Source organism: Idiomarina sp. H2 (assembly GCF_004364275.1).
Taxonomy (GTDB): domain Bacteria; phylum Pseudomonadota; class Gammaproteobacteria; order Enterobacterales; family Alteromonadaceae; genus Idiomarina; species Idiomarina loihiensis.
In genome coordinates this window covers 31,658-55,996 of the sequence record NZ_SNZY01000003.1, presented here as the reverse complement: position 1 = coordinate 55,996, position 24,339 = coordinate 31,658, and the positions used below count along the sequence as shown (strand labels likewise).

General features: G+C 44.2%; 27 protein-coding genes. 9 read left to right on the top strand and 18 right to left on the bottom strand.

The genetic code is table 11. The features are described 5' to 3' along the window. Positions 1-83: 83 nt before the first annotated feature. From prc to DET62_RS04340, 9 genes are all read right to left on the bottom strand, one after another. Positions 84-2,141, bottom strand: coding sequence for a carboxy terminal-processing peptidase (gene prc, locus DET62_RS04380; RefSeq protein ID WP_110013109.1), 2,058 nt, complete (start codon positions 2,139-2,141; stop codon positions 84-86). A 9-nt stretch (positions 2,142-2,150) separates the two neighbouring features. Beyond that, positions 2,151-2,777 carry an RNA chaperone ProQ gene (gene proQ, locus DET62_RS04375; RefSeq protein WP_110013108.1) on the bottom strand — a complete coding sequence of 209 codons (627 nt, stop codon included), beginning with the start codon at positions 2,775-2,777 and terminating at the stop codon, positions 2,151-2,153. Next, a complete protein-coding gene (locus DET62_RS04370; RefSeq protein WP_110013107.1) occupies positions 2,770-3,060 on the bottom strand; it encodes a hypothetical protein in 291 nt (96 codons plus the stop codon). Before DET62_RS04370 ends, proQ begins: the two co-directional genes overlap by 8 nt. Position 3,061: 1 nt before the next feature. Next, entirely contained in the window at positions 3,062-3,535 is a 474-nt protein-coding gene (locus tag DET62_RS04365; RefSeq protein ID WP_110013106.1) for a GAF domain-containing protein, read from the bottom strand. Then, entirely contained in the window at positions 3,532-3,831 is a 300-nt protein-coding gene (locus DET62_RS04360; RefSeq protein ID WP_110013105.1) for a DUF1315 family protein, read from the bottom strand. Before DET62_RS04360 ends, DET62_RS04365 begins: the two co-directional genes overlap by 4 nt. A 3-nt stretch (positions 3,832-3,834) precedes the next feature. Beyond that, positions 3,835-4,164 (bottom strand): hypothetical protein, encoded by a 330-nt coding sequence (locus DET62_RS04355; protein WP_110013104.1) that lies wholly within the window; start codon positions 4,162-4,164, stop codon positions 3,835-3,837. Between the two features lie 130 nt (positions 4,165-4,294). Further along, positions 4,295-5,971 (bottom strand): AGCS family amino acid carrier protein, encoded by a 1,677-nt coding sequence (locus tag DET62_RS04350; RefSeq protein WP_110013103.1) that lies wholly within the window; start codon positions 5,969-5,971, stop codon positions 4,295-4,297. 46 nt (positions 5,972-6,017) lie between these two features. Continuing rightward, positions 6,018-7,145 (bottom strand): M14-type cytosolic carboxypeptidase, encoded by a 1,128-nt coding sequence (locus DET62_RS04345; protein ID WP_110013102.1) that lies wholly within the window; start codon positions 7,143-7,145, stop codon positions 6,018-6,020. A 67-nt stretch (positions 7,146-7,212) separates the two neighbouring features. Continuing rightward, positions 7,213-8,658, bottom strand: coding sequence for a glyceraldehyde-3-phosphate dehydrogenase (locus DET62_RS04340; protein WP_034820840.1), 1,446 nt, complete (start codon positions 8,656-8,658; stop codon positions 7,213-7,215). A gap of 138 nt (positions 8,659-8,796) precedes the next feature. On the opposite strand from DET62_RS04340, the gene DET62_RS04335 reads away from it, so the two are divergent. Next, a complete protein-coding gene (locus tag DET62_RS04335) occupies positions 8,797-9,603 on the top strand; it encodes a DUF2989 domain-containing protein (protein ID WP_243734859.1) in 807 nt (268 codons plus the stop codon). On the opposite strand, the gene msrB is transcribed toward DET62_RS04335, so the two are convergent. Beyond that, positions 9,585-9,986 carry a peptide-methionine (R)-S-oxide reductase MsrB gene (gene msrB / locus DET62_RS04330; RefSeq protein ID WP_034820836.1) on the bottom strand — a complete coding sequence of 134 codons (402 nt, stop codon included), beginning with the start codon at positions 9,984-9,986 and terminating at the stop codon, positions 9,585-9,587. The two genes, DET62_RS04335 and msrB, sit on opposite strands and share 19 nt — an antisense overlap. Positions 9,987-10,089: 103 nt before the next feature. On the opposite strand from msrB, the gene pyk reads away from it, so the two are divergent. After that, the gene (pyk, locus tag DET62_RS04325; RefSeq protein WP_110013101.1) at positions 10,090-11,520 is read left to right on the top strand and encodes a pyruvate kinase; all 1,431 of its coding nucleotides are present in this window, start codon (positions 10,090-10,092) and stop codon (positions 11,518-11,520) included. Here the strand turns inward: pyk and DET62_RS04320 are convergent. Genes DET62_RS04320 through DET62_RS04305 form a run of 4 tightly spaced genes read right to left on the bottom strand, consistent with a single transcriptional unit; the run spans position 11,517 to position 14,963 of the window. Further along, entirely contained in the window at positions 11,517-12,362 is an 846-nt protein-coding gene (locus tag DET62_RS04320) for a DUF6279 family lipoprotein (RefSeq protein ID WP_110013100.1), read from the bottom strand. The genes pyk and DET62_RS04320 overlap by 4 nt on opposite strands. 2 nt (positions 12,363-12,364) lie before the next feature. Then, positions 12,365-13,183, bottom strand: coding sequence for a LytTR family DNA-binding domain-containing protein (locus tag DET62_RS04315; RefSeq protein ID WP_110013099.1), 819 nt, complete (start codon positions 13,181-13,183; stop codon positions 12,365-12,367). Continuing rightward, positions 13,180-14,274: a histidine kinase gene (locus DET62_RS04310; RefSeq protein WP_110013098.1), complete on the bottom strand. Its 1,095-nt coding sequence runs from the start codon at positions 14,272-14,274 to the stop codon at positions 13,180-13,182. The genes DET62_RS04315 and DET62_RS04310 overlap by 4 nt, the downstream gene beginning before the upstream one ends. Next, positions 14,274-14,963 carry a flagellar brake protein gene (locus tag DET62_RS04305; RefSeq protein WP_110013097.1) on the bottom strand — a complete coding sequence of 230 codons (690 nt, stop codon included), beginning with the start codon at positions 14,961-14,963 and terminating at the stop codon, positions 14,274-14,276. Before DET62_RS04305 ends, DET62_RS04310 begins: the two co-directional genes overlap by 1 nt. 76 nt (positions 14,964-15,039) lie before the next feature. Between DET62_RS04305 and DET62_RS04300 the strand changes: the two genes are divergently transcribed. Next, positions 15,040-16,809, top strand: a complete 1,770-nt coding sequence (locus DET62_RS04300; protein WP_110013096.1) for a PDZ domain-containing protein — start codon at positions 15,040-15,042, stop codon at positions 16,807-16,809. On the opposite strand, the gene DET62_RS04295 is transcribed toward DET62_RS04300, so the two are convergent. Genes DET62_RS04295 through DET62_RS04285 form a run of 3 tightly spaced genes read right to left on the bottom strand, consistent with a single transcriptional unit; the run spans position 16,806 to position 19,211 of the window. Next, the gene (locus DET62_RS04295; RefSeq protein WP_110013095.1) at positions 16,806-17,627 is read right to left on the bottom strand and encodes a M23 family metallopeptidase; all 822 of its coding nucleotides are present in this window, start codon (positions 17,625-17,627) and stop codon (positions 16,806-16,808) included. The two genes, DET62_RS04300 and DET62_RS04295, sit on opposite strands and share 4 nt — an antisense overlap. Further along, entirely contained in the window at positions 17,620-18,504 is an 885-nt protein-coding gene (locus DET62_RS04290) for a 6-carboxytetrahydropterin synthase (protein ID WP_110013094.1), read from the bottom strand. The genes DET62_RS04295 and DET62_RS04290 overlap by 8 nt, the downstream gene beginning before the upstream one ends. Positions 18,505-18,563: 59 nt before the next feature. Further along, positions 18,564-19,211, bottom strand: a complete 648-nt coding sequence (locus DET62_RS04285) for a LysE family translocator (RefSeq protein ID WP_243734867.1) — start codon at positions 19,209-19,211, stop codon at positions 18,564-18,566. A gap of 80 nt (positions 19,212-19,291) precedes the next feature. On the opposite strand from DET62_RS04285, the gene DET62_RS04280 reads away from it, so the two are divergent. The 6 genes from DET62_RS04280 (at position 19,292) to alkB (ending at position 22,971) form a co-directional block, all read left to right on the top strand. After that, a complete protein-coding gene (locus DET62_RS04280; protein ID WP_153849087.1) occupies positions 19,292-20,176 on the top strand; it encodes a LysR family transcriptional regulator in 885 nt (294 codons plus the stop codon). A gap of 112 nt (positions 20,177-20,288) precedes the next feature. Continuing rightward, positions 20,289-20,807, top strand: coding sequence for an acyloxyacyl hydrolase (locus DET62_RS04275; protein ID WP_110013093.1), 519 nt, complete (start codon positions 20,289-20,291; stop codon positions 20,805-20,807). Between the two features lie 75 nt (positions 20,808-20,882). Further along, a complete protein-coding gene (locus DET62_RS04270) occupies positions 20,883-21,173 on the top strand; it encodes a PepSY domain-containing protein (protein WP_011234498.1) in 291 nt (96 codons plus the stop codon). A gap of 22 nt (positions 21,174-21,195) precedes the next feature. Further along, positions 21,196-21,726 carry a cytochrome b/b6 domain-containing protein gene (locus tag DET62_RS04265; RefSeq protein WP_110013092.1) on the top strand — a complete coding sequence of 177 codons (531 nt, stop codon included), beginning with the start codon at positions 21,196-21,198 and terminating at the stop codon, positions 21,724-21,726. Continuing rightward, complete coding sequence (locus DET62_RS04260; RefSeq protein ID WP_110013091.1) at positions 21,710-22,318, top strand: GNAT family N-acetyltransferase; 609 nt, start codon at positions 21,710-21,712, stop codon at positions 22,316-22,318. The genes DET62_RS04265 and DET62_RS04260 overlap by 17 nt, the downstream gene beginning before the upstream one ends. Further along, positions 22,318-22,971, top strand: coding sequence for a DNA oxidative demethylase AlkB (gene alkB, locus DET62_RS04255; RefSeq protein ID WP_110013090.1), 654 nt, complete (start codon positions 22,318-22,320; stop codon positions 22,969-22,971). Before DET62_RS04260 ends, alkB begins: the two co-directional genes overlap by 1 nt. Before the next feature lie 5 nt (positions 22,972-22,976). Here the strand turns inward: alkB and DET62_RS04250 are convergent, their stop codons facing one another. Further along, positions 22,977-24,287 (bottom strand): hypothetical protein, encoded by a 1,311-nt coding sequence (locus tag DET62_RS04250; RefSeq protein ID WP_110013089.1) that lies wholly within the window; start codon positions 24,285-24,287, stop codon positions 22,977-22,979. Positions 24,288-24,339 lie beyond the last annotated feature (52 nt).

Sequence of the window (24,339 nt, the reverse complement as noted above, 5' to 3'; positions counted from 1 at the left end):
GCGCTATATGACCACAAAACTGGGGTCTATGACAAGCGCACAAAAAAATACCGCCGTAAAGGCGGTATTTTTAAAAGGTTTATTTAATTTGAGGCGAGTTGATTTTTATCAATAAAATCAAATGCAACCAAAGCGGCTTGATCGAGGAAGGGATCTACCTCGGTAAATTCATCGGGAGCGTCTTCAACGTTCTCGATTGGCTCTTTTCCCGCACGTTTCAGGCGTTCGTTAACTCGCTCAAGTTGCTTGGCTTTTTGCTGCTCTTGTTTCTTTTCGCGCTCAGTTAACACCAAGCTGACCCACGTTTTATCTTTCTCTTCTCTATAACGTTCTATTTCTTCAAATATGTAAGAAAATTCTGGGTCATCTTCAATTCTCTGATTTAACTGCTGTTGCAGCTCTTTTACTTCGGCGCTGTTAATTTCATCAACAGGGCTATAGCTCGCTTTATCAATTTTATCCCAGGGTAAAGCGTTGTCTTCTTTGCTTTCACCCCAGTCTGAAGCTTCAACAAACGAAGGGAACACAACGTCTGGTTGAACGCCTCTTAACTGCGTACTACCACCATCTATGCGGTAGAACTTCGCAATTGTATATTGAACGCTGCCTAATGGCTTATCGTAGAAATCGAAGCGACGAGTCAATCCGCGATGTTGCTGTACAGTACCTTTACCAAAGGTGTTTTCGCCGATAATTAAGGCACGTTCGTAGTCCTGCATAGCGGCAGCAAAGATTTCTGATGCTGAAGCACTGTAACGGTCAACCATAACGAACAATGGTCCATCGTAGTATGTTTTACCGTCTTTATCTTCACTGACATCAATACGTCCGCGACCGTCGCTAACCTGAACCACCGGACCTTTATCAATGAATAAACCGCTTAAGTTAATGGCTTCGGTTAACGCACCACCACCATTACCGCGCAAATCTACCACCAGACCTTCTACTTCGTCGCTTTGTAAGTCTTCTATCAGCTTTTTCACGTCAGCGGTCAGGTTGTTGTAGAACCCGGGAATTTCGATAACACCAAGACGACGACCTTTATACGGCCCCTCTTCAAACTCTTTGACTTCAGCTTTTGCTGCACGGTCTTCTAGTTTGACTTTGTCACGAACAATTTCAACTTCACTAGGTGTGCCACCAGCGCCCTGACTGGCTTTTAAAACCTGCAAGCGAACCGTTGTGCCTTTAGGACCTTTAATTAACTCAACAACATCATCCAGACGCATACCGATGACATCGACGAATTCTTCTTCGTCTTCACCAGTCCCCTGACCTACAGCAATAATTTTATCTTCCGGAGAGAGCTCATCGGTTTTATCCGCCGGACCACCGGGTACTAAACTACGAATAATTGTGTAATCATATTCTGACTGAAGCACAGCGCCAATTCCTTCCAGTTCAAGATTCATATTTTGCTGGAATCGCTCTGAATTGGAAGGCGAAAGGTAACTTGTATGTGGTTCAACTGAACGGGCAAACGCGTTCATAACGGTTTGAAAAACATCTTCGCTTTTCGATTTTGTCAGTCGGTTTAATGCGCTGTTATAACGCTTACCAAGTGTCTCAACTATCTCAGGCCACTCTTTACCGGCCAGTTTCAAATTAAGCGCATCGTATTTAACGCGGCTTTGCCAAAGATCATTCAACTCATCTTTAGATTCTGCCCACTCAGCATCTTCGCGATCATAATAGTATTTGTCGCCCTCAACCGAAAAATCTATCGGTTTGTCTTCATCCAGTAAAGATAGAGCATATTCGTAACGCTGGAAACGACGCTCAAGACTTTTCTGATAAATGTCGTAAGCAACATCAAGTTCGCCCCGTTTCAGCATGTCATCAAATAAATGACGATACTCCTGTGCGGCTTCTACATCTTCTTTTAGCAGAAACATCTTGCTGTAATCCAGCAAGTCAAAGTAGCGCTCATGAATTTGCTCAGATAACTCATTATCCAGGGTCAGACTACTGAAATGATAACGGGTAAAGTAGGACGTAATACGCTCACTGGCTGTATCATGCTGAGCTTCCTGCTCTAACTCTGGTAATTCACTGATCTTGTGCTCTGGCGGTATCGCAACCGCAGCAGGAACAACACACATCAGTGCCAATGCACATTTCTTTACAGCCCAGTGTTTCATTGACTACTCCTAAGCGCGCAGAAAAATCTTATCTGCTTTAACTTTCATAATTAAACCGTTTTGCAACTGAACCTGAACGTCGTCCTTGTCCAGCTCTAAAACTGTTGCTGACATGGGGGTGTTCCCCGCTTTTACCTGAACCTGTTGACCAACAGAAAGCTTGTTGAGTTCCACATCAGCCAATTTAACTTTTGGTTTGGCCGGCTTTTTTGCGGTTTTCGGTTTAGCTTTTGCTGTATTTCCAGGTTTATCTTTAGCCGGAGCTTTTTTGGCGGCAGCCTTGTTGGTTGCTTTATTTTTCTCTGCAACTTTAGCTTTAGATTCTTTTAAAGTCTCTTGGGCATGCTGCTGATGTTCTTCCGTTACAGCTTCAACCTGCTCGCCATCTAGGTTCACTCGCTGAGCCCCCGTTTTAACACTGTACAGATACCGCCAGCTATTGGTGTAATGACGCAGAGCTGTTCTTAAACGTGTTTTACTTACTTTGTCATCGTCCTCAAGGCGTTTCGCCAAATCTTCAAAAATACCAATTTTTAAAGGTTTGGCATCGCCTTTAATCGTAAAACAGTCTGGAAACTGTTCGGTTAAATAGGCAATGACATCTTTACTTTTCGTCAGCTTTTCAGGTTCACTCATTCCATTCTTCTTCCTGTTCGCGGACAACTTTCATTAAGTTTCGAACATAGTCGTCCATTTCATCAAATGACAAATCTAGTAATGCAGGCTCTTCAATCCAGTCGTACAACGTACGGCGAACCATTTCTTCAAGCTGCTCTGTTGTATCGTCATCTTCTCTCAATGCATTAATAAGATGCAGCATTTCATTAATTTTATCAGCGGCCTCTTCTTCTTGCTCTTCAAAGAAAATAACATCTTGTTTGGTTACTAAGTAACTGTGAATATCAAATTCAACAAACATACTATGACTGCAACCCTTGCCAATTCAGAGTTTGGCAATAGTCGGCAATAGCCTGGATGGCTTTTGCATCTTCTTCACTAAAGCGCCCGACTGAAGGACTGTCGACATCCAGCACCGCAACGGTTCTACCATTAACGACGATAGGTGCAACCACTTCGCTGTTTGAGGCTGAGTCGCAGGCTATATGTCCGGCAAATTGGTGAACATCTTCAACTCTCTGGCAGGTTTGGGTTTCTGCAGCAACGCCACAAACGCCCTTTCCAAAAGGAATTCGGACACAAGCAACACGCCCCTGAAAAGGACCTAAAACCAATTCGTTATCAGAACGAGTCAGGTAAAACCCCAGCCAATTAATGTTTTCAATGTGTTCATAAAGTAGCGCAGAGATATTCGCAAGGTTTGCAATTAAATCGGGCTCATCTTCTGTTAAGGCCCGGCTTTGGGCTAATAAGTCAGAATACAACTGAGAGCTCATAATTTGCCTTCTTGTTGATCGAGTTTGAAACGAGCAATTTGTTCACCAGAGTCAGTCTTAAACTGCTCTTTTAATTCCCGTTTGGTTTTCGTAACGATTTCGCCATTAGCACCAATGGTAAAAGGCTCTTCGGTACTGGCATATTTCGCCTGATAAGCCATGACCAGCTGAATGGAGTTCTCACGCTGCTCGTCCGTTAAACGATTACCATCTGGCCATTTCCCGGTTTCAACCGCCTGAACCAGCCGCTCGTAAATGTCCTGATTCATACTTTTAATTAAGTCATCAAATTGCATAGTTTACCGCTTTTTCTTTTTTAAAAAGACAAGCTGCACGCGGTTGATTATAAACCAAACTAATCCTCCGACCATTAAACCCACAGCAACACTGTATTGCCATGTTTTAGGCATGGGCTGCTGGAGGAATAAATAAGTAAAAGCGGCAATCGATATCAGTAAGGCGAGCATTGAACGAGAAACTAATTTATCGGATTTTTCCTGCTTTAGCCGTATGGCTTCACGTTCTATATCATCTTTAGACTGACCAGCCAGCACAAACTGGCAATGAGGACACTCTTTTACTTTGCTTGAAATTCGTTTATTACACGAAGGACATTGTGTTAACGCCATAAACTACCTATCTCTTATGCAGTCCTTGCAATATAAGGCTTTTGCTCTCAATTTCAAGCATTGCGAGGGAATAAAAAGTAAAACGGCCAACTTTGGGTTGACCGTTTTGCTTTAATTGACCGTTATTTTGTTACTTTTTCTTGTCGGCATCGCCAAAATCTTTCCAGTAAGACTTCACCGTCGATTTCATTTCTTTGTGCAGCAAAATCATACCCAGTAAGTTGGGTAAAGTCATTAAGACAATAGCAACGGCAGAGGCTGTCCAGACTAGGGTAGTATCTGCGAATGAGGCCCAGAAAAAGCCTGCCACATACAATATGCGATAAGGCATAACTCCCTTTTGGCCGACCAGATAAACGACCGCCCTGTCACCGTAGTACGACCAGGCTATTGCGGTAGAAAAAGCAAACATTAGCAGAGTAATGGGAATAATGTACTGCCCGTAGTCTCCGAAATACCCATTAGCAAAAGCCAACGAGGTCAGAGCCGCGGAATGTACCAGTGATTTCCCAACAACTTCAATGTCCTCTTTAATCAGATTACCTTTTTCAATTCTAACCTGACCATTGTAAGCGTCTTCTCCTGCTATAATGAAACGCACGTCTTCAGCGACTGAGCGCGCATGCAAAATAGTAATTTCACCATTGGTCTGTGCTTTACCATCTACAACATCCAGCGTACCTGAAAAGCGTTTAATTTCAGTATCACCGATCCCGTTCAGGTATTTATACAACTCTTGACGGTCTTCACTATCTACGTCGTTGTATTCACCCACTACGAAATCGAGGTCACTTCTGGCGAAATTGTTCTCAAACTTCTCGGTCCATACCCCGGAAGACAAAATAACCAGACCGGTTAAGGTACAGATTAAGATGGTATCCAGGAAAGGTTCAAGAATTGAAACCAAACCTTCAGCAACCGGATCTTTCGCTTTTGCTGACGCGTGTGCGATTGGAGCTGAACCCTGCCCCGCTTCGTTAGAGAATAAGCCACGGTTTACGCCACGGTTAAACGCATAGGCGAAGCTGGCGCCAAGGAAGCCGCCTGCCGCTGCAGAACCGGTGAAAGCGTCAGTGAAAATAGAAGCGAAAGATGAGCCGATATTATCGATATTGAAGAAAATAACGCTCAAAGAACCGATAACATAAACAATTCCCATAATAGGAACGATTTTTGAGGTAACCGCTGCTATTCGCTTGATGCCACCAATAATAACCATTGCCAGCAAAATAGAGAGGATAGCCCCCGTCCAGACCGGATCAATTGAAAAAGTCTGCTCCATTGACTGAGCAATGTTATTAATTTGCGGCATATTTCCGGTGCCAAAGGAACTAACGATAGTCGCAATGGCAAAGATAACCGCTAACCATTTCATATTAAGTCGGCGGTCCATATAGTACATAGGGCCACCGGCCATGGTGCCGTCTTCGGTTTTGACACGGTATTTATGCGACAAGGTAACTTCGACAAACTTCGTGGTCATACCAAGGAATGCCGTCATCCACATCCAGAAGATAGCCGCCGGGCCTCCCAGAAATATTGCCAGCGCAACTCCACCAATGTTACCGGTGCCCACAGTGCCTGATAACGCGGTCGATAAGGCCTGGAAGTGGCTGGTATCACCTTGTGAGTCTTTTTTATCGAATTTCCCTGCCAGTACTCTCCAGGCATGTCTGAAATAGCGTACCTGAGGAAAACCAAGATACAGTGAGAAAAATAATCCCACACCGAGCAAAAGAAACGGGAAGTAGGCTGCAGAGCCTAGAAACCCGTCTATCCAAAGCAAAAAATTGTTGAGCGCTTCCAAGGAAGACCCCCTTTTGTTGTTATTATTTTGTGATCCAACTCTAGTTTTAACGCAATTTTGGTGAGACTGCCAATATTGCGGTTAAAACATCTTCTCCTAAACGCTGACAACGAGCTACTGACCAGCCGAAATCTTCGTCAGGCAAGTCTGCATTGTCTTTAAACGGCATTTCCAGCGTATAAGATAAACACTTGAAACGCTCACCCACCGCAGAGTTTGCGACTGTCATATTTGCTTTACCCGGCTCATCCAGTTCATAACCGTATTGAGTCTGAAACTCCGGAGTTGCAGCTAAAAAGGCTGACTTAAAGGTCTCTTCTAAGTCTTTGTGGCGCTCGTCATATGAAGGAATACCTTCACAGCCCGCGACAAAGTTATAAGGCAAAGCTTCATCACCGTGCACATCAAGAAACATATCAACACCAGTTTCCTGCATGCGTTTTAGTACATAAAAAACTTCCGGGCTTTTCTCCAGGCTTGGCTCTGCCCATTCGCGGTTCAGGTTCGTGCCAACAGCGTTCGTCCGAAGATGTCCACGAACACTACCATCCGGGTTCATGTTTGGTACGACATAAAAAACGTTTTCGTCTAACAACTTACGGGCAACGCCATCTTCGTCGTCTAGTAAACGTGTAATTAAGCCTTCCATAAACCACTCAGCCATTGACTCCCCCGGATGCTGGCGTGCAGTCACCCAAATGGTATTTTTATGCTCAGCAGGTTCACCTATAACCAATAAGTTTAATTCGCGGCCGTCTATCGTTTCGCCTAGTAGCTCGTGATAACAGTCAATTGACTGTTGAGCTGATTGAACCAAGTCCTGATGACGCTCGTACGAATAAGGAATGAAATACGCATAATAAACGCTTTCCTGCTCTGGTGTATGACGAATAGTCAGCTCTTTGCCATTGTACTCCGTCGGAACCCTGAACCAGGTCTCACGATCGTATGAGGCAAGTGCCTGGTATTCTTTCCACCCGTCGGGGTAAGCAGAATCAGATGCATTTTCAATCGTCATCACGTGCTCTTCGCCGGCTTCAGCAAACAGCTTAAAATGGAACCATTGATAAAAATCAGATTGATGATCTTTCTTGATAGCTAAACGAATGTTATCGGCATTGTCTGAACTGATAACTTGAATATTGCCACTGTCAAAGTTTGCAGTGATATGCATACTTCACCTTTATGTGTTGTTTCTGAGAAAGAGAGTAGAAAAAAAGCGCCCGCAGGCGCTTTTTCAATTATTTAGGTAAATTAGGAACCTTAAGTCCGGCCATAGCTTCAGCCACACGAATAACCTGGCAACTATAACCAAATTCGTTGTCATACCAAACGTACAGTACTGCTCTGTCGTCTTCTACTATTGTTGCCTGAGAGTCAACCACACCAGCATGACGTGAACCCACTAAATCTGAAGAAACGATTTCAGTCGAAGCGGTATAGTCAATTTGGTTAGCCAGTTCTGAATGCAGAGAAACCTGACGCAGATAATCGTTTAATTCCTCGCGACTTGTCGACTTTTCAAAGTTCAGATTCATAATTGCCATTGACACATTCGGGGTCGGCACGCGAATGGCATTACCTGTCAGTTTACCAGCCATTTCCGGAAGTGCTTTAGCAACAGCTTTAGCCGCGCCGGTAGAGGTAATAACCATGTTAAGAGGCGCTGAGCGACCACGACGTTCGGCGGTATGATAGTTATCAATCAGGTTTTGATCGTTAGTGTACGAGTGAACCGTTTCTACGTGACCGTTACGAATACCAAACTCATCATTTATTGCTTTAAGCACAGGTGTAATCGCATTGGTCGTGCAGCTTGCTGCAGAAACAATTTTATCACTGTCTTCGATCATCTTATCGTTCACGCCAAACACGATATTCTTGATATCACCTTTTGACGGTGCCGTCAGAAGCACTTTATCAACACCTTTTGATTTCAGGTGCAGACCCAGGCCATCTTCATCTTTCCAGATACCGGTATTATCGATAACAATCGCGTTATTAATACCGTACTGGGTATAATCCACTTGGTCTGGCCCATTAGAATAGATCACTTTAATACTGGTACCGTTAGCTTTTATGCTCTGGCTATCGTGATCGACAGTTATTGAACCGTTAAATAAGCCATGGATTGAGTCACGGCGCAGTAAACTTGCCCGCTTTTCTAAATCGCCATCGCGACCGCCACGAACAACAATGGCACGTAAGCGCATTTTGTTGTTGCCGCCATTACGTTCAATTAACTGACGAGCCAATAATCGGCCTATCCGTCCAAAACCATATAAAACCACGTCGCGTGGCTCGATATTATCTTCTGAGTCAATGATATCTGCTAACTCACGTTTGACGTAATCTGTAACCGACAAACCATCAGCTTTATCACCAAACAAGTAGCCATAGGCAAGTTTGCCCAAATCAACGCGTGCCGGGGACAATTTCAGCTCGGCCATAGCCTGCAAGAACGGAAAGCTTTCGCGTAAACGAACTTTCTGCCCTTCGTGGCGAAGAATAAGACGGTGTGCCTTAATAATATTAATGGTCGACACGTTCAGTAATGAACGGCCATAAACCAAAATTTCAACACCGAAGTTCCGGTACAACTTCCCAAGCAAAGGTTGCATCTGCTCGGCGAATTCCTGACGTTCCTGCCAACTTGATAAGGTTGGATCCTGCTGGTTAGAGTTCATAGTGAGCCCTGTCCTCTATGGTAATGTCTGTGAGCTTATAAAGTGCTACGCTTAAAAACCGCGATATTGTACTGAAAAGCTTGGCATGAAGCCAATTTTACGAAACAATTGTGTTTCACTAAAAAAATGTTGATACCTATGTTTAAAAAAATTGTTATTACAAGTGCTGCTCTCGCTTTAACCGGATGTATGGAAGGAAAGCCGTCAGTCAGTAAAATCTGCGATTCTACTCCTGGTATTTGTAGCGATTTAAATACCGATAACTGGTGCAACGTAGAACGTAGCGAACTTATTTACAGTCGTTATGAACGTAGTCTAAACGATACGAGCGAAAACCAGTATTTCGTCATGCGGGATCTGGAAAAGTACTCAAAATGTATCGAGCTGGCTGCAACACTTGAAATGACAAAATCAAAACAGAAGCAGTCGGATCGTTTAGAGGCCTTTATTAACTCACGAAAAAATATAGAGAAGCTGGCTGACGAGACCGCCGATTCCGAACACCCTCTATGGCTATACTGGCATTGGGCCAACCGAAGCGACCATGAAGCACTGGATAAGCTTCTCGCACTAGAGGGCAGCAAAAAAATGGAAACGCCTGAACTTAAACTAGCGTTAGCCACCTATTATACCAAGAAAGACTCGGAAAAAACCTTTGAGCTTCTTTACAGCGCGCTCCGGCTGTATCGTCCCGATGACAAAGTAAACCCTGAAATACCTTCAACTTTAGTTTCTATGTATTTAAAAGAAGGTAATGGTCCTGAAGCTTATGTCTGGTCCCAGGTTGCCTGGCAGTTCGGCCAGAAAAACCTGGATAAAAACAGTATGAAATCAATTGTTAATGCCAGCGAAGACCAATACGACGACTGGGATGATCGCGCTGAAGCGATTGTCGATAAAATTGAAGAGGGTAAATTCCGCGGTTACTACTCATCGTCTTCGTGACGCATCGCTAGTGAGTTAACGCAATAGCGTTGTCCAGTTTCTGTTGGGCCATCGTCAAATACGTGGCCCAAATGCCCACCACATTGACTGCAGAGTATTTCAGTACGAGTCATGCCATGGCTTGAATCTTTTACATAGTCAATTGAGCCTTTTATGGCTTCATCAAAACTTGGCCAGCCGCAATGTGCATCAAATTGATGTCCTGCTTCAAAAAGTTTCTGACCGCAACCGGCACAACGGTAAACGCCGTCTTTATCACAGCTTAAATACTTTCCGGAAAACGGCCGTTCAGTGCCCTTTTCTCTCAGTACATAATAAGCTTCATCGCCTAATATTTCGCGCCACTCCTGTTCACTTTTGTTACTCCAGTCGTGTTCACTCATATTTGCTTAACTCCTTTATCTTTCAATTAAATTTCGTACTACTGTAACAGTCCATGTGCTAAACTTAAGCTTAAATTCATGGGTAAATTTGCTGAGGTTTTGCATGCTTCGTCGTACCAAAATTGTAACTACTCTCGGGCCTGCCACTGACTCTGAGGAAACGCTCAGAGAGTTAATAAAAGCGGGTGCCAATGTTGTTCGTTTAAACTTTTCTCACGGCAATGGTGACGATCACAAGCAGCGCGCTTCCATGGTCAGAAAAATTGCCCGGGAATTAAACGCCCATATTGCCATTTTAGGCGACTTGCAGGGACCAAAAATTCGAGTTGCCCGCTTTCAACAAAAACAAATTACGTTGGCTGTCGGTGATAAGTTCATTTTAGACGCTGAGCTTGGAAAAGACAGCGGCGATCAGGAACGTGTCGGCCTCGATTATAAAGACTTGCCAAAAGATGTCAGCCCCGGCGATCTTCTCTTACTGGATGATGGTCGCATTCAATTAAAAGTTGAAGAGATTGATGGCAGTCAGGTTAAAACAGAAGTCACCGTTGGCGGTGTGCTTTCTAATAATAAAGGTATTAACCGTCAGGGTGGTGGTTTGTCAGCTGCCGCATTAACGGAAAAAGATTTAGCCGATATTAAGCTCGCAGCGGAAATCAATGTAGATTACCTGGCGGTTTCATTCCCTCGCTCTGGCGATGATATTAACCAGGCTCGGCACTTGCTCCGCGAAGCTGGTGGACAAGGCGTATTATGCGCTAAAATTGAACGCGCAGAAGCCGTTGCCAGCGAACATGCATTAGATGACATTATCAGAGCATCCGATGCCGTTATGGTTGCCCGTGGCGATTTAGGCGTCGAAATTGGTGATGCGCAATTGGTGGGTAAGCAAAAACAAATTATTTCGCGTGCACGCCAACTAAACCGTGTGGTTATTACCGCGACTCAAATGATGGAGTCGATGATTGAAAACCCAATGCCAACCCGCGCCGAAGTGATGGATGTTGCCAACGCCGTACTGGATGGTACAGATGCCGTAATGCTGTCGGCTGAGACGGCTGCCGGTAAACATCCAGTAGCAACCGTAAAAGCCATGGCTGAAATTTGCCTGGGTGCAGAAACACATCCAACCGCTCAGTTACGCCACCAGGATCTGGAAGAAATGTTTTCCAGCATTACCGAGGCGACAGCTATGTCTGCCATGTACGCAGCCACCCACTTGAATGGGGTCAAGGCCATTATAGCGTTAACTGAATCCGGTTTTACTGCCAAGCTTATGTCGAGAATTACTTCTCATTTACCGATATTTGCATTATCCCGCCATCCGCAAAGTCGCGACAAATCAGCCTTATACCGTGGTGTTTACCCTATAGATTTCGATTCTACCAGTGTCAGTAATCCGATAACTGAAGCTATTGAGGTAGTGAAAAAAAGTGGACACATAAAAACCGGTGATTTAATCATACTAACCCACGGAGACGTAATGGAAACTGTGGGCTCAAGTAATACCTGTAAGATGATAGAAGTTCGTTAATCGTTAAAATCATCAATTAAAGAATCAAGAAGGTCGATGTATTCATCGGCCTTTCCTATCACTTTTTTGCGTTGTTCCCCAGTCAGGCTCTGATACATATCCCACAAGAACTCTTTACGAAACTGGCTATTTTCATCCGCTTTTTGCTGCAGCTCTTCACTTCTTAATTGTTGTGGGTCAAGAACTAATGATGATAATCGATTTTCATCTACAGCTTGCTTCAGCAACGCTTTCTCAAATTCACCTAACCAATTTGAGCGATAGCTTAACCATTCCCCGCGTAGTTCAGGAGAATCAGCTACCCAGCTGCGTAATAATTTATCCTGCTCTTTAGTGAGAGAACCAATAATATCTTCTAAGTCCTCTTCCACTTCCGAAATACGATCCAGCCTTCTTAGTATCGGGTTTTCTTCCTGATCGTCCTGAAAGCGCTGATAACGCTCTTCCTGCGCTTCTTCTAATCGACGGATAAGTTGTTGACGTTGCTTCAGTGAAAGAGTCGCTAATAAGCCCGCTTCGGCTTCTGTTCGTACTAAAACATTATCCCAGAACGTCCAGAGCTTATCTTCAAAATCGCTGATATCTTCTTCGCTCAGCCTCTGCTTATCGACCTTATCTCTCAGGTTTTTCAGTTCATCTCTGTACAACGGAAGCTGAGTTTGTGCATGCCAAAGATGCATTTCATCAACTTTCTCTGCTAGCAGCTCTTCCTGCTCACCGGTTAAATCAACGTAATCTTTTATTTTCCACTCAACCAGAGTGTCAGCGAACTTGTAGCCAAGATTCGCTGTACACCCTGCTATCAGGATTAGAGAGGTTATTACTGCCAGCAGTCGATACATGATTAGCTCAGAATAAGTTGTTTAATTCGGTCTTTATAACTACGGCTTACTTTCAGTTTTTGACCATTTTTTAATTGTAAATGGTACTCACCATTTTGCTGGTTACAGAGCTTTTCAACCTGTTTGATATTAACAATGGCGGAGCGATGAACCCGCTGAAACAATTTAGGGTTTAAGTCCTGTTCCAGTTCTTTCATTGTGCGTCGCAGAATATGGGTATCGTCACCGGCATGTATGCACATGTAATCTCCGGCGGCATCAATCCACTTAATATCTTTGACGGCAACCCGGGTTATCTCACCGCTGTCCTTTATAGCGATATAGTCCGGGTATTGGTCTGCGGTGATATTTTCGCCTGAAGCAAGTTTCTCTAATAGAGTGTGAGTATCTTGCCCGGTTACCTCCGCAACTAAACTGATAAGTTTGTCCTGGTGTTCATTGTTAATCGTCTGATGCTCATTTATAACGCGCTTAACGCATTCAGCCAAGCGGTCGTCATCAACGGGCTTCAGCAAATAATCCAGCGCCCTGACCTCAAAAGCTTTGATAGCGTATGTGTCATAAGCTGTCACAAAAACCACGGTTGGCAACTCTTGCCCTTTTTCCTGAACCGCTTTTAATACTTCAAAACCATTAAGCCCGGGCATCTGTATATCGAGAAAAATCAAATCAGGTTTATTTTCGATAATGACATCGACGGCTTCCCTACTGCTTTTGCATTCAGGCATTAACTGCAGTTGATCAAACTCCTGTAAACGAATAACCAAGCCCTTTCTGGCTAAGGGTTCATCGTCAACAACCAGGGTTTTCAATCGATTCATCTTTGACTCTCCAACATTTCCATCGGAATGGTAATACGAACACAAAGACCGCTTTCAGCACCCTTTAGCATTTCAAAGCGATACTGCTTACCATATAAGGATTTAAGCCTTTGGCGAGTGTTATTAAGCCCGACACCGTCTTTGCGGAATAGCTTCTCCGGATCTGTTTCTATTTTCGGCCCATTGTCACACACCTCCAGAATCAGATTATCTCTTTCTGACCAGGAACGAACTCTGATTTTCCCTACCCCTTCAACATTTGAAATGGCGTACTTAATTGAGTTCTCAATTAAAGGCTGGCAAATTAAACTAGGAACCAGGGCATTCTTGGTTTCATCTGACAAATGAATGTCTATTTCAAGCTGCTCGTCAAAACGTACTTTTTCAATATCCAGATACAAAAGCAACGCATCCACTTCTTTTTCCAAAGTCACTTTTTTAATCGGCTCATTATCTAACGAAAAACGCAGAAAGTGGCTTAGCTTATTCACCATCAAATTGGCTTTCTCATTCTCTTTTAGCAAAATAAGCGTAGAAATTGCGTTTAAGGTATTAAACAAAAAGTGCGGGTTGAGTTGGTATCGCAACATTTTTAACTGCGCCTGATGCGCCATAGACGAAGCCAGTAAGGCTTTTTGCTTCTCTTCCTGCAGCATTTGATAATACTTAATACCAAAATAAAGCCCGCTCCAGCTAAGGATAATATAGAACTTAGCCAAACTGTTTTTCAAATAGAAAAAAGGACTGTCCGGGCGAAACCCAAATTTATAAATTTCCCAGTAAGTTGCGTTATCGACAATGGCCCAGGCCACAGCGGTAACATAAGAGACCACAATGGCAATTAAAACCATAAGCGCTGGTGGAAACTCCCATATACGCCGGTACAAATAGCGAAGCGGAATAGTACTCAAAAAGCCGGCATAAGCCCCCAAAATAATAATGAAAGTGTAGATATCCCGCATTTCATGCATTAGTGACCCTATGTAGTTCACTAACGCATAACCTATCCAGCCTCCCGCCTGCAATAACCAGAAGAACCGGTTACGGTTATCCATCAATAATTGCCACTGCGTTTTTATCGGTTTCTCCATTATGTTGAGGACTCTAAACGCGACAACTCGTCAATATCCACAAGGCTTCCGGAGAAAAGAGAGTTAACCTCATCTTTCTGGTTCCCCATAAACTGGACACCTAACTCAAGCTGGTCATCCACTTGCTTTACCTGCCGGACTATAGCTTTAAGGGTTAAGTCGCCGTTATTTTTCTGTTCTATTTTAAGAACAATTTTACTGCCATTTTCCCAAAGCTCGTCTATTTTACCTTCAGGCTTTTCATGCTTAAGGCGACATCCACTTTCAGAGACATCCAGCACGTGTCCTTTGAAAGTCTTCTCCTCGCCTTTTACTGACTGCCCTGAGACTGAAGCCGGTAAAAAGGCGTCAAACCGACGCCCTTTTCTAATAACCCGGTGCTCAATCTGATTCGGCCACATAATAAAAAGCATCTTCGTTGGATGCGAGATGACGTAACTTATTTCACTGCGAAACGCACAAATTTCACCACTTTCGTTTTCCAGAACAAAGCGGACAATGACCGGAGTTTTCTCCTGCAAAAGATCACGCATATCATTGTATTTACGCGCGTCGGGCATATTAACGATAACCCAACGCTCGTTAACGGCGCCAATAAACTCCGAATAAAACCGAGCAGGAACGTTCGAATTGGACAGTTGAACTTCTATTTTCTGACCTGTGACGAGCTGCGAAATTTTGCTTGGCATAGGGGTCTCTTTGCGATGAATCAATATGTTACTATGATCGCTAGTTGTCAGGCTGTGTCAAGCAAAGGAGAGTCTCTTGATCGCTTACGATATAACACCCATCGATTTACATGGGCATTTATTTAATGTCTCTCTCACTATTGAGCAAACGAACGATGAGCAGGAACTCTGGTTACCTAACTGGATTCCGGGCAGTTATTTAATACGGGATTTTAGTAAGCACATTATTGGCTTACACGCCGAAAGTAATGGCCATTCCCTGGCGGTTAAGCAAATAAGTAAGAACCGCTGGCAACTGGCTCGCTCAAAACATCCTGTTACTGTGCATTATCAGGTATACGCCTGGGACTTATCGGTTCGTTCGGCTTATCTGGACCAGTTTCAGGGCTTCTTTAATAATACCAGCCTGTGTCTTGCCGTTGAGGGACAAACCGACCTTCCCTGTGAACTGCATTTGCATGCGCCGCCAGAAGCCCCACAATGGAAGGTCGCAACCGGGATGCCCCGGAAAAATGGGCAAGCACATTCCTGGGGAAGCTTCCGGGCCGATAATTATGACGCGTTAATTGACTATCCTTTTTTAATTGGTGACTTAACCATTGAAGAGTTTATTGCTCACGGCATTAAGCACTCTCTGGTCTTAAGCGGCCGCCATTATGCTGATACCTCCCGCATAACCGCGGATTTAGCCAAAATTTGCGAAACTCAGATTAGCTTGTTCGAAGAGGCGCCTTTTCAGTCCTATACCTTCCTGACCATGGTGGTAGGAAGTGGTTTTGGCGGGCTGGAGCACAGAAACTCAACCGCACTGCTTTGCAGCCGTAAAGATTTAATCAGTGCTCATCAATACGAAATGAATGACAACTATCAGACTTTTTTAAGTTTGTGTTGTCACGAATACTTCCACAGCTGGAACATTAAAACGCTGAAGCCACAGGCGTTTCTTCCTTATCAGTTGGAGAAAGAGTCGTACACTGAACAACTCTGGTTCTACGAAGGTATGACATCCTACTTTGACGACTACCTTTTGCACACAAGCGGCATTATTGACGAAAAGCGTTATTTAAAGCTTTTGGGCGACACTCTATCGCGGGTTGAGCGTGGTGCCGGGCAATACCAACAAAGCGTGACAGAGTCGAGCTTTCTGGCCTGGACTAAGTTTTATCAGCAAAATGAGAATGCGCCGAACAGTATTGTCAGCTATTACGCTAAAGGGGCTTTAATAGCGCTTAGCCTCGACCTCATGTTGCGTCTGCAATCCGATCATAAACTGACGCTGGCAAGAGTTATGAAAGAGCTTTGGCATGAGTTTGGTAAAACATCTATTGGTACAGCCGACGACACAGTCATTAATTGGCTAAACCAGTATCCGGGCATTGATATTTCGGACTTCCTAAAAGACGCTTTATACAACAAAGAATCGCTGTCGCTTGTGGAGTTACTGCAAAACTTTGGCGTTATGGTTCAAAAACAGGTGCCCGTTGATGATAACAGCGTCGGTGGAAAAGCGTCAGAACAGCCTGCGCGTGTCAACTTTGGGGCTAAGTACAAAGCATCACCGCAGGGTTTGGACGTTCTTAATGTGTATCATGATGAAAGCGCTTATCACGCAGGTCTTTCTGCAGGCGACAAAATCATCGCAATTGATCATTTGCAGGCCACTGAGCAGTCGGTTAAACGAATTCTGGAGCGGTATATTCCCGGAGACACGGTGACAATTCATGCGTTTCGCCGGGACGAGCTAATGACACTGGAGCTTACCTGGCAAGAACCCGCTAAAAGCAGCTATGTTTTAAGCGTAGAACAACCAGATAAGCTGAAAGGCTGGTTAACCCCTTCCGGTTAGTCCTGATAAAGCTGGGGAAGTAACGCAGGGTCTAACCGCTCATTTCCCCAGTTAACCCGCCAGTCCAGGTGAGGTCCCGTAGCACGGCCTGTGGCACCTATAGCACCAATTGAGTCGCCCTGCTCTACTTTGTCACCAACCTCAACATGCAGTTCACTCAGGTGCAAATATGTTGTGTTCACTTTATAGCCATGTTCAATAATGATGGTACCGCCTGAGTAAAATAAATCAGGTTCAGCCAGAACGACTTCGCCCGGCCACGGCGCTTTAACCGGAGTTCCTGTTGGCCCGGCGATATCTTGCCCATAGTGCGGGTTTCGGGGCTCGCCGTTAAAAATTCGCTGACTGCCGTAAACACCACTAATGCGGCCTTCGGCGGGTTTAGTAATTGCAGTCAAAAAATCCGTTCGTGTGGTTTCTTTTTGTCTGGCCAGCCAAACTTTTTCCGCTTCTTTTCTGGCTCGTTTTACTTGTTCAGGGTCTGGTGTCACGGTCTTTTGCGGTACACCATCGACACGATCAATCTTGTATTCACGAGGCGCCAGTTTGAGTTCCTTAGTGATAGTTTCATCGCCTTTACTGACAACTAAGGTATTTTCTAACTCAGCCTTACGCGGAAAACCAAAAACAATATACCCCTGCTCGGTTACCTGCAGAGCTTCGCCGTTCAATGTTGCAGTAACACCGGGCTCAGATTTAGCCAGAATTAAAGCCCCCTGAGTCAAAGAACCTTTTATTTCTAACGGCAAAGACTCATCGGCTGAGGCCACATTCGCCGAACACAGCGCTAAAGCAGCGGCAACAATCATTTTACGCATAGGCAATTGCTCCTTTTCCTACCCCTTCGAAGGCGCGAACTTCTACAGCCTGACCCGCATGCTTAGATTTAATTTCTGCAGCGAGAAAATCGGCAATACACTCAACTGTTGAGTCTGTCTCTATAACAAAGTTCTCTGCATTCGGAACAATAAGCTCAAACAGTCCCTGGTCGGCAACATAGCTGTAATAGGTATGAGTCGATTCGCTGGTTGCCGACGTTGCAGCCTCGGACAGTGTCAGTTCCTTTTTCGAACGAACATCTTCGGTTGTGCCTAGATAGATGTCTTCCCACTTATCTGACCATTCTTTTTCCAACACCGGCTGGCGAATGTTATCCAGTCGAATTTGAATTTTTGAACGATGACCGTGAGCAATACGTTGGCAATTACCATCGTGCTTTTTCAAACCATGTGTGTAGTGATAATAAAAACCATCGATATTTTCAGGTCTCAAAAACAACTGCAGACCTTCGACATTAACCGGTAACTCGCGCTTTATAACGGCTTTCAGGTAGTCCGTTACTGTCTCCATGGAAACGACATCTGCATCGATAAAGGCAAAGGCATCGGCCGGGCAAAACAAATGAATAGAACCTTGTTCCGGGCGCAGAAAATCGACCCAGTTAGCGCTGTCATCAGAGTTGTGCGTAACTTTTGTATACGAATGCTCTGCCGGTACAACCAGTTTATGATCAACCGAGTTATCGATAATGGCTTTAACCTGCTTTTTAACCCGACCAAAGTCGAGCACCATAGATTGCTCATTTAACGCGCCATCCAGCACGATATCAACAATCCAACTCTCACCAACTATCCCCCTTTCCGGGCATAAGTAAGAGCAATCAATAACGGTCAAATCATTCACAAATAACTGCATAGCGAGCTGTTCTCATCTCTTCTTCGGTAACTGTAACTAGTATAACCTGAAACGCTTTATCAGATAAGCTCTATCAGGTTTGCCCATTCCCACAATAATTTTAACGACAATAAAATAAGAGCAGCTCCCATCGTACGATCAACCCAATGACTGTAGTGCCAGAGTGTTTTAAAAATGCGCGGTTGAGTCAGCAACCAGGTGAGGAATAAAAACCACAGGCCGGTCGCAACAATTAGATAAATACCGTAACCAAACTGGATAGCAAAAGGCGTTTCCGGGGCAATAATAGTAGTAAATAAAGTTAAAAAGAAAATAGTCGCTTTTACATTTAAGCCATTAGTAATAAAACCGACAATAAACGCTTTCCGTTTACGCGGCTGGGTAGCAACCAATTCACTATCGGACATATCCTTTCTGGGTTTAGCTTTAATGGCCTGAGTTCCAATGAAGCCTAAATAAAGTGCACCGGCACAAAGTAAAGTCTGATAGAGCCAGTCGGTCTGGTGAATAATCAGCGCCACACCAATAAGTGAATAGGTAACATGAATAATGATTCCTGATGCCACACCTAAACTCACCCAATAACCTGCCTTACGACCAAAACTCAGGCTATAACGTGAAACCACTGCAAAATCAGGCCCCGGGCTCGCGACCGCAAACAGGTGGATCAAAGCGATAGTTAAAAATTCACTCCAGTAAGACAACACAAACTCCTTATTGCGCAATTCAACTTTAGATGCCAGAATCAAAGTTACTTTTTATTAATTACAGATTACTATTAATCAACATGAAAAACACTAAACTCCCCTCACTAAATGCATTGAGAGTGTTTGATGTCGCCGCCCGAAGTGGCTCTTTTAAACAAGCCTCGCAAGAGCTTGGGGTAACTCAGTCTGCCGTCACCCGACAAATACAAACTCTGGAAGAACAGCTCGAAGTTCGTTTGTTCCAGCGAGACAACCGGGTTCATTCGCTCACTCCTGTCGGTCTGGAATTAGCCCCTCAAATTGAGCAAATATTTGAACAACTGGAGCGTACCATTGAGCGCACCCGAAACCTCAGTGACAATACAACAACCCAGTTAACCGTCGCAATCAGTTCTGAGCGACTGCGCTTCTGGTTAGCAGCAAAGCTTGCCGATTTTCATTCTCTGTACCCGCACATTCAACTTAGCTTCAGCCGTTGCAATGAGTACTTTATTAATGAAAGCGCCGCAGAAATGGCGTCAGCAATACAACACCAAAGCTGGGATCTTGCCATTGGTTATGGAAAAGTCACGGATAAGCACATTCAGTCCATTGTGTTACAGAAAAATCAGATGCTCCCGGTTTCTGCCATTAAGACCAATAACTCACCTTTCCAGTTGCCCTGGTTAATAAACCCTGAGAATCCCGATCATCAGGCAATGTTAAAGACCTACAGTCAACAATTGAAATCCACACGCATTATTCACTGCAATGATGTGCAAATGTCACTCGACTTATCATCCGCTGAACAAGCCGTGGCACTAATTGACAGTAGTCTTATTACGCCCGGACTGTCTAATTTAAAAGTCTATAACGACTCCGCACAGCCCTGTCAGTATCCGCTAAGCATCTATTATCGAAAACGACAGAGGCAGCCAGTAGCCCTGGTAGCGTTCATAAAATGGCTGCAAATGATTATTTCTTGAATAAAGACTAAAAAACGCGCAGTCAGTTAGCCAAAGTTCATTTTTCAATTTACATACATACATTCATGTTTGTATGTAAAATATCACCCCTTTTTGGTTATTGGAGAGTGATATGTGGTTAAGAGCATCACTGGTTGTACTAATAATATCGAGTTTTTCATCTTTCGCTGACGAGATTCATGTTGCCGGCGCCTATTCTACAGATCAGCTACGAGGCGTAAGGGCTGGTTACCGGGTAACCGACTTACCAATTAAGTTGCCAAGTTGGATAGGTTCACCTGACGTTCATCTGGAAGCGGCCTTAAACCACTGGCAAGACTCAAATAATACAGCGGACAATATTACTGCGTTCACAATTAGCCCGATTCTTTCCTGGCATGTAGCAGGAGCTGAACGCCCGCTTTATATTGAAGCCGGCATTGGCGGCAGCTACTTTGACAAAACACGGATCGGTAATCGACGCTTATCAACCCAATTCCAGTTTGAAGATCGCGTATCGCTTTCGTGGCAATACAGCCAAAGTTCTGATGCTCGCATTGCTTTGGGATATACACACTACTCAAATGCTGACATTAAGCGCCCAAATGACGGGCTGGACTTTTTATGGATGAGCTGGGTTTTGCCATTTTAATATTTGATGAGCGTTAGCGTTATTCAGTTGGAGTTGCTACATTTGATTCTAAGTTTTAGTTAAAATGGAGGTCTTATGAAAAGCCAACTTATTAAATTATCTACAATTGCAGCCAGTGCTTTATTTGTCACCGCTTGCGGAGGCCCTGAATCAGGCACCACACAGTGCACTATGGAACCGAAGGAAAACTGGCTGGATCAAGAGCAGTTCCAACAGTCGTTGAAAGAACAAGGTTACGAGATTAATGAGTTTAAGGTAACTGACGGAAATTGTTACGAAATCTACGGTCAGGATAAAAGTAAACAGAAAGTGGAAATTTACTTTAATCCTGTAGATGGCAGTATCGTCAAGCAAGAAACCGAGTAACTCAGTAAGGAAGGCAGTACCAATGATCATTTGGGATAGATTTATCAGAACTTTTCATTGGTTGTTGGTGCTGTGTTTTTGTCTCAATTACTTTTGGCTTGAACCCGGAGGCAGTTTTCATCAGGCCGTGGGTTATACTGCCGCAACCTTAGTTATTATAAGGATCATCTGGGGTTTTACGGGGCCGCCAAATGCACGCTTCCATAATTTCCTCCCTTCTGTTGTCGGAATTAAAGAACACGTCGCAGAACTTCGCCACAGAAAAGTAAATCAGGGGCAGGGTCATAACCCACTCGGTGGTCTTATGGTGTTCTTTTTGTTGGCTTTATTCTTACTGCAAGCTATTACTGGCTTCCTCCGCGAAGAAATCAATGCACTCTATGGAGACAGTTTTCTAACCTCCGTTCATTCTGTTTCTGCCAACATCATTTTTGCTCTGGTTATTATTCATATCATAGCGGTAGTTGTTACCGCATATATTGGTAAAATAGAGCTTATTCGTCCTATGATCAGCGGCAAACGCCGAACCAAACACCATGACCGAGCAAAATAAAAAGCGAGAACGTGTTTATCAGGTCTCCAGTAACAGGGAGAAGTCCTCTCATAAGCTGCGTTACGTTGAGGCATCCGCGCCTCATGAAGATGACTGCCGTTTATGCGTAGGTTCCCTTGCAACGACAGATGCGCAGCCTTGCGATTTTACAGTAGCCAATACCGGCTATAACGACATTTCCAAAATTGCATTTTTAGAAAAACAGCTTTATTCAAATGACGCTTATTCTGCGGCCTTTTTCTATCAGGCATTAAGACAATGGCCACACACCTTTTTAACTCTAAAGGCTGGAGAAAAAACGGCAGGTTATAGTTTAATGGTTCCGGTTTCAGACTCTGATGTATCTCTTATGTCGCTATTGGTGGGAAAAATATTCCAGGGCAAGGGACTGGGCAAGTTGCTATTAAGCGATTCCATAGCACTTGCGCGCAGCCTTGGTTATAAACAAATGGAGCTTAGTGTCGCGCCAGACAACGCCTCAGCAGTTTCGCTTTACCGAAACTTTGGTTTTAACACCACCCAAACGGTGCGTGACTATTTAGGGCCAGGTCAGGATCGCTTGCTAATGACGCTTTCACTCCTGGAAAACTGATGTCGTCTCTTGACCTCTTTGCCAACGATGGTTCTGAACCATTAAGCACCGAAATAAGTGAGCAAGCTACCCTGTTTCACCAGTTTTTGCTGGCGGATGATGAAGCTTTGCTCAATGATATCCGTGGCGTTTTAAAGCAATCACCGCTGCGTCACCTAACGACTGCTGCAGGTCATAAAATGTCGGTAAAAAGTAGCAGTTGCGGAAGCTACGGGTGGCTCAGCGATAAGCATGGTTATCGTTACCAGAATACAGACCCTGTCACTGGTCAGCCATGGCCGGACATTCCCCAGAGTATCTTAGTAAAAGCAACGCAGGTCTCACGCTTAGCCGGTTTTCAGAATTTTCAGCCAGACTCTTGTCTCATCAACGTTTACACGCCAGGCGTAAAAATGGGGCTCCATCAGGATAAAAACGAAGCCGATTTCTCAAAGCCCATCGTCTCATTTTCTTTCGGGTTACCTATAACCTTTATGTGGGGCGGTTTTAAGCGTTCTGATAAGTATCAGAAGTTCAGTCTTCAGCATGCCGATGCGCTTGTCTGGGGAGGAAAAGATCGCTTGAGATATCACGGAGTTCAACAGCTTAAGGAGGCTATGCACCCGTTAACCGGACGCTGTAGAGTAAATTTGACTATACGTCAGGCTGGTTAACTCAATCAGCAGCTCCCCAACTTTTCCATGTAATTGAAAATATCGTACTCTTTTGCTTTTGCCATAAGTTCATTGCGCTTTTCACTACAGAGGCTCTCTGTCGCAACGTGAAACTCCTGAAATAGCTGAAAGCTTTGTTGCAGCAAAGCGCTATCGCGCTGGTTAAAAAAGCCATGATGTTGACTGCCCCAATAATGAGCATGATGAAACAACTGCTCTGCTACCTTGGCAAAAACTAAAGGATTAAGTACCCGGTAATGGCGGTATTGCTGAAACAACTGATAATTGGCTTTACCCTGCTCTGTTAACAGATCCATAGGCTCGTCCATCAGCATATAATTGTATAAATAGTTATTATTGAATGATGCCAGACGTTGCCAGTATTCACGCTCATCATCGTTTTCGCAACTATCAATTCGAGCACTCAGTTCAGAGATATCATAGAACCTAAAGTTTTTTAATAAATGGCCACGCATAAACCGCACGAATGAGTCAGACTGCTGCACCGCGAAATTCTCAAAGGATTCGAAAAGCTCCGGCGTAACATAGTTAAATTTCGGCTTTAATGCCTGGTACTTATTCGACAGACAACGAAACCGTGGGTGCTCTCTAAGACCGTCAAGGTCTTCGTCATTTAACAGGCTTTCCATGCCGGTGTAACGAAAATCTAAAGCAAGCTCAATACAGTCAAGGGCACTGTCCTGCTCTCCGGCTAACCAGTACACACACGCGGCGTTGTGCAAAATAGACGGGTTTAACCAACTGAATTGCGCCATGCTTAAGTAAACCTGAACTCCTGCATCCAGAAATGCCTGATCGGGCTTTTCTTTGTATGCATCACAGCAAAGAGCCAGATAGTATTGAATAAGATTATAGAACTCAGGGCTTTCCTGATAGGTTTCCCACTTCACATCGAAGTCTTCATTAAACCAACGCTCAATTAAAGCTAACGACTTTATAGGTGATAAATTTTCGGCTTTCGGAAGCGGTACACGTTCATCAACTTTATTGTCATTTGCGGCATTCACATTGGGTAATACACTGTGGGCTTTCTTAGCTTGTGCTGGTGAGCGAAAAAGCTTATCGCCAATGACGACATAGTGTTTATCAACCAGTCCAAAAGGCTTCACCGTAGCGGTTGCGACATCGAGCTCTGTAAAACAAGTGCAATGCCCAGTTGTATGATTATACGAATAGATAAAACAACCATTAAAAAAATAGCTAAACTGAACATCACTTTCCAGAGGTTTACTGCACCCCATAAACACCGGGGTATCCGGCGTCACATTGACTGCTGTATTGGTTATAGTGCTCACGGATAGCTCCTGTCGCAAGTTATTCAAAAGCCATTAATGGTGAATTAATAGA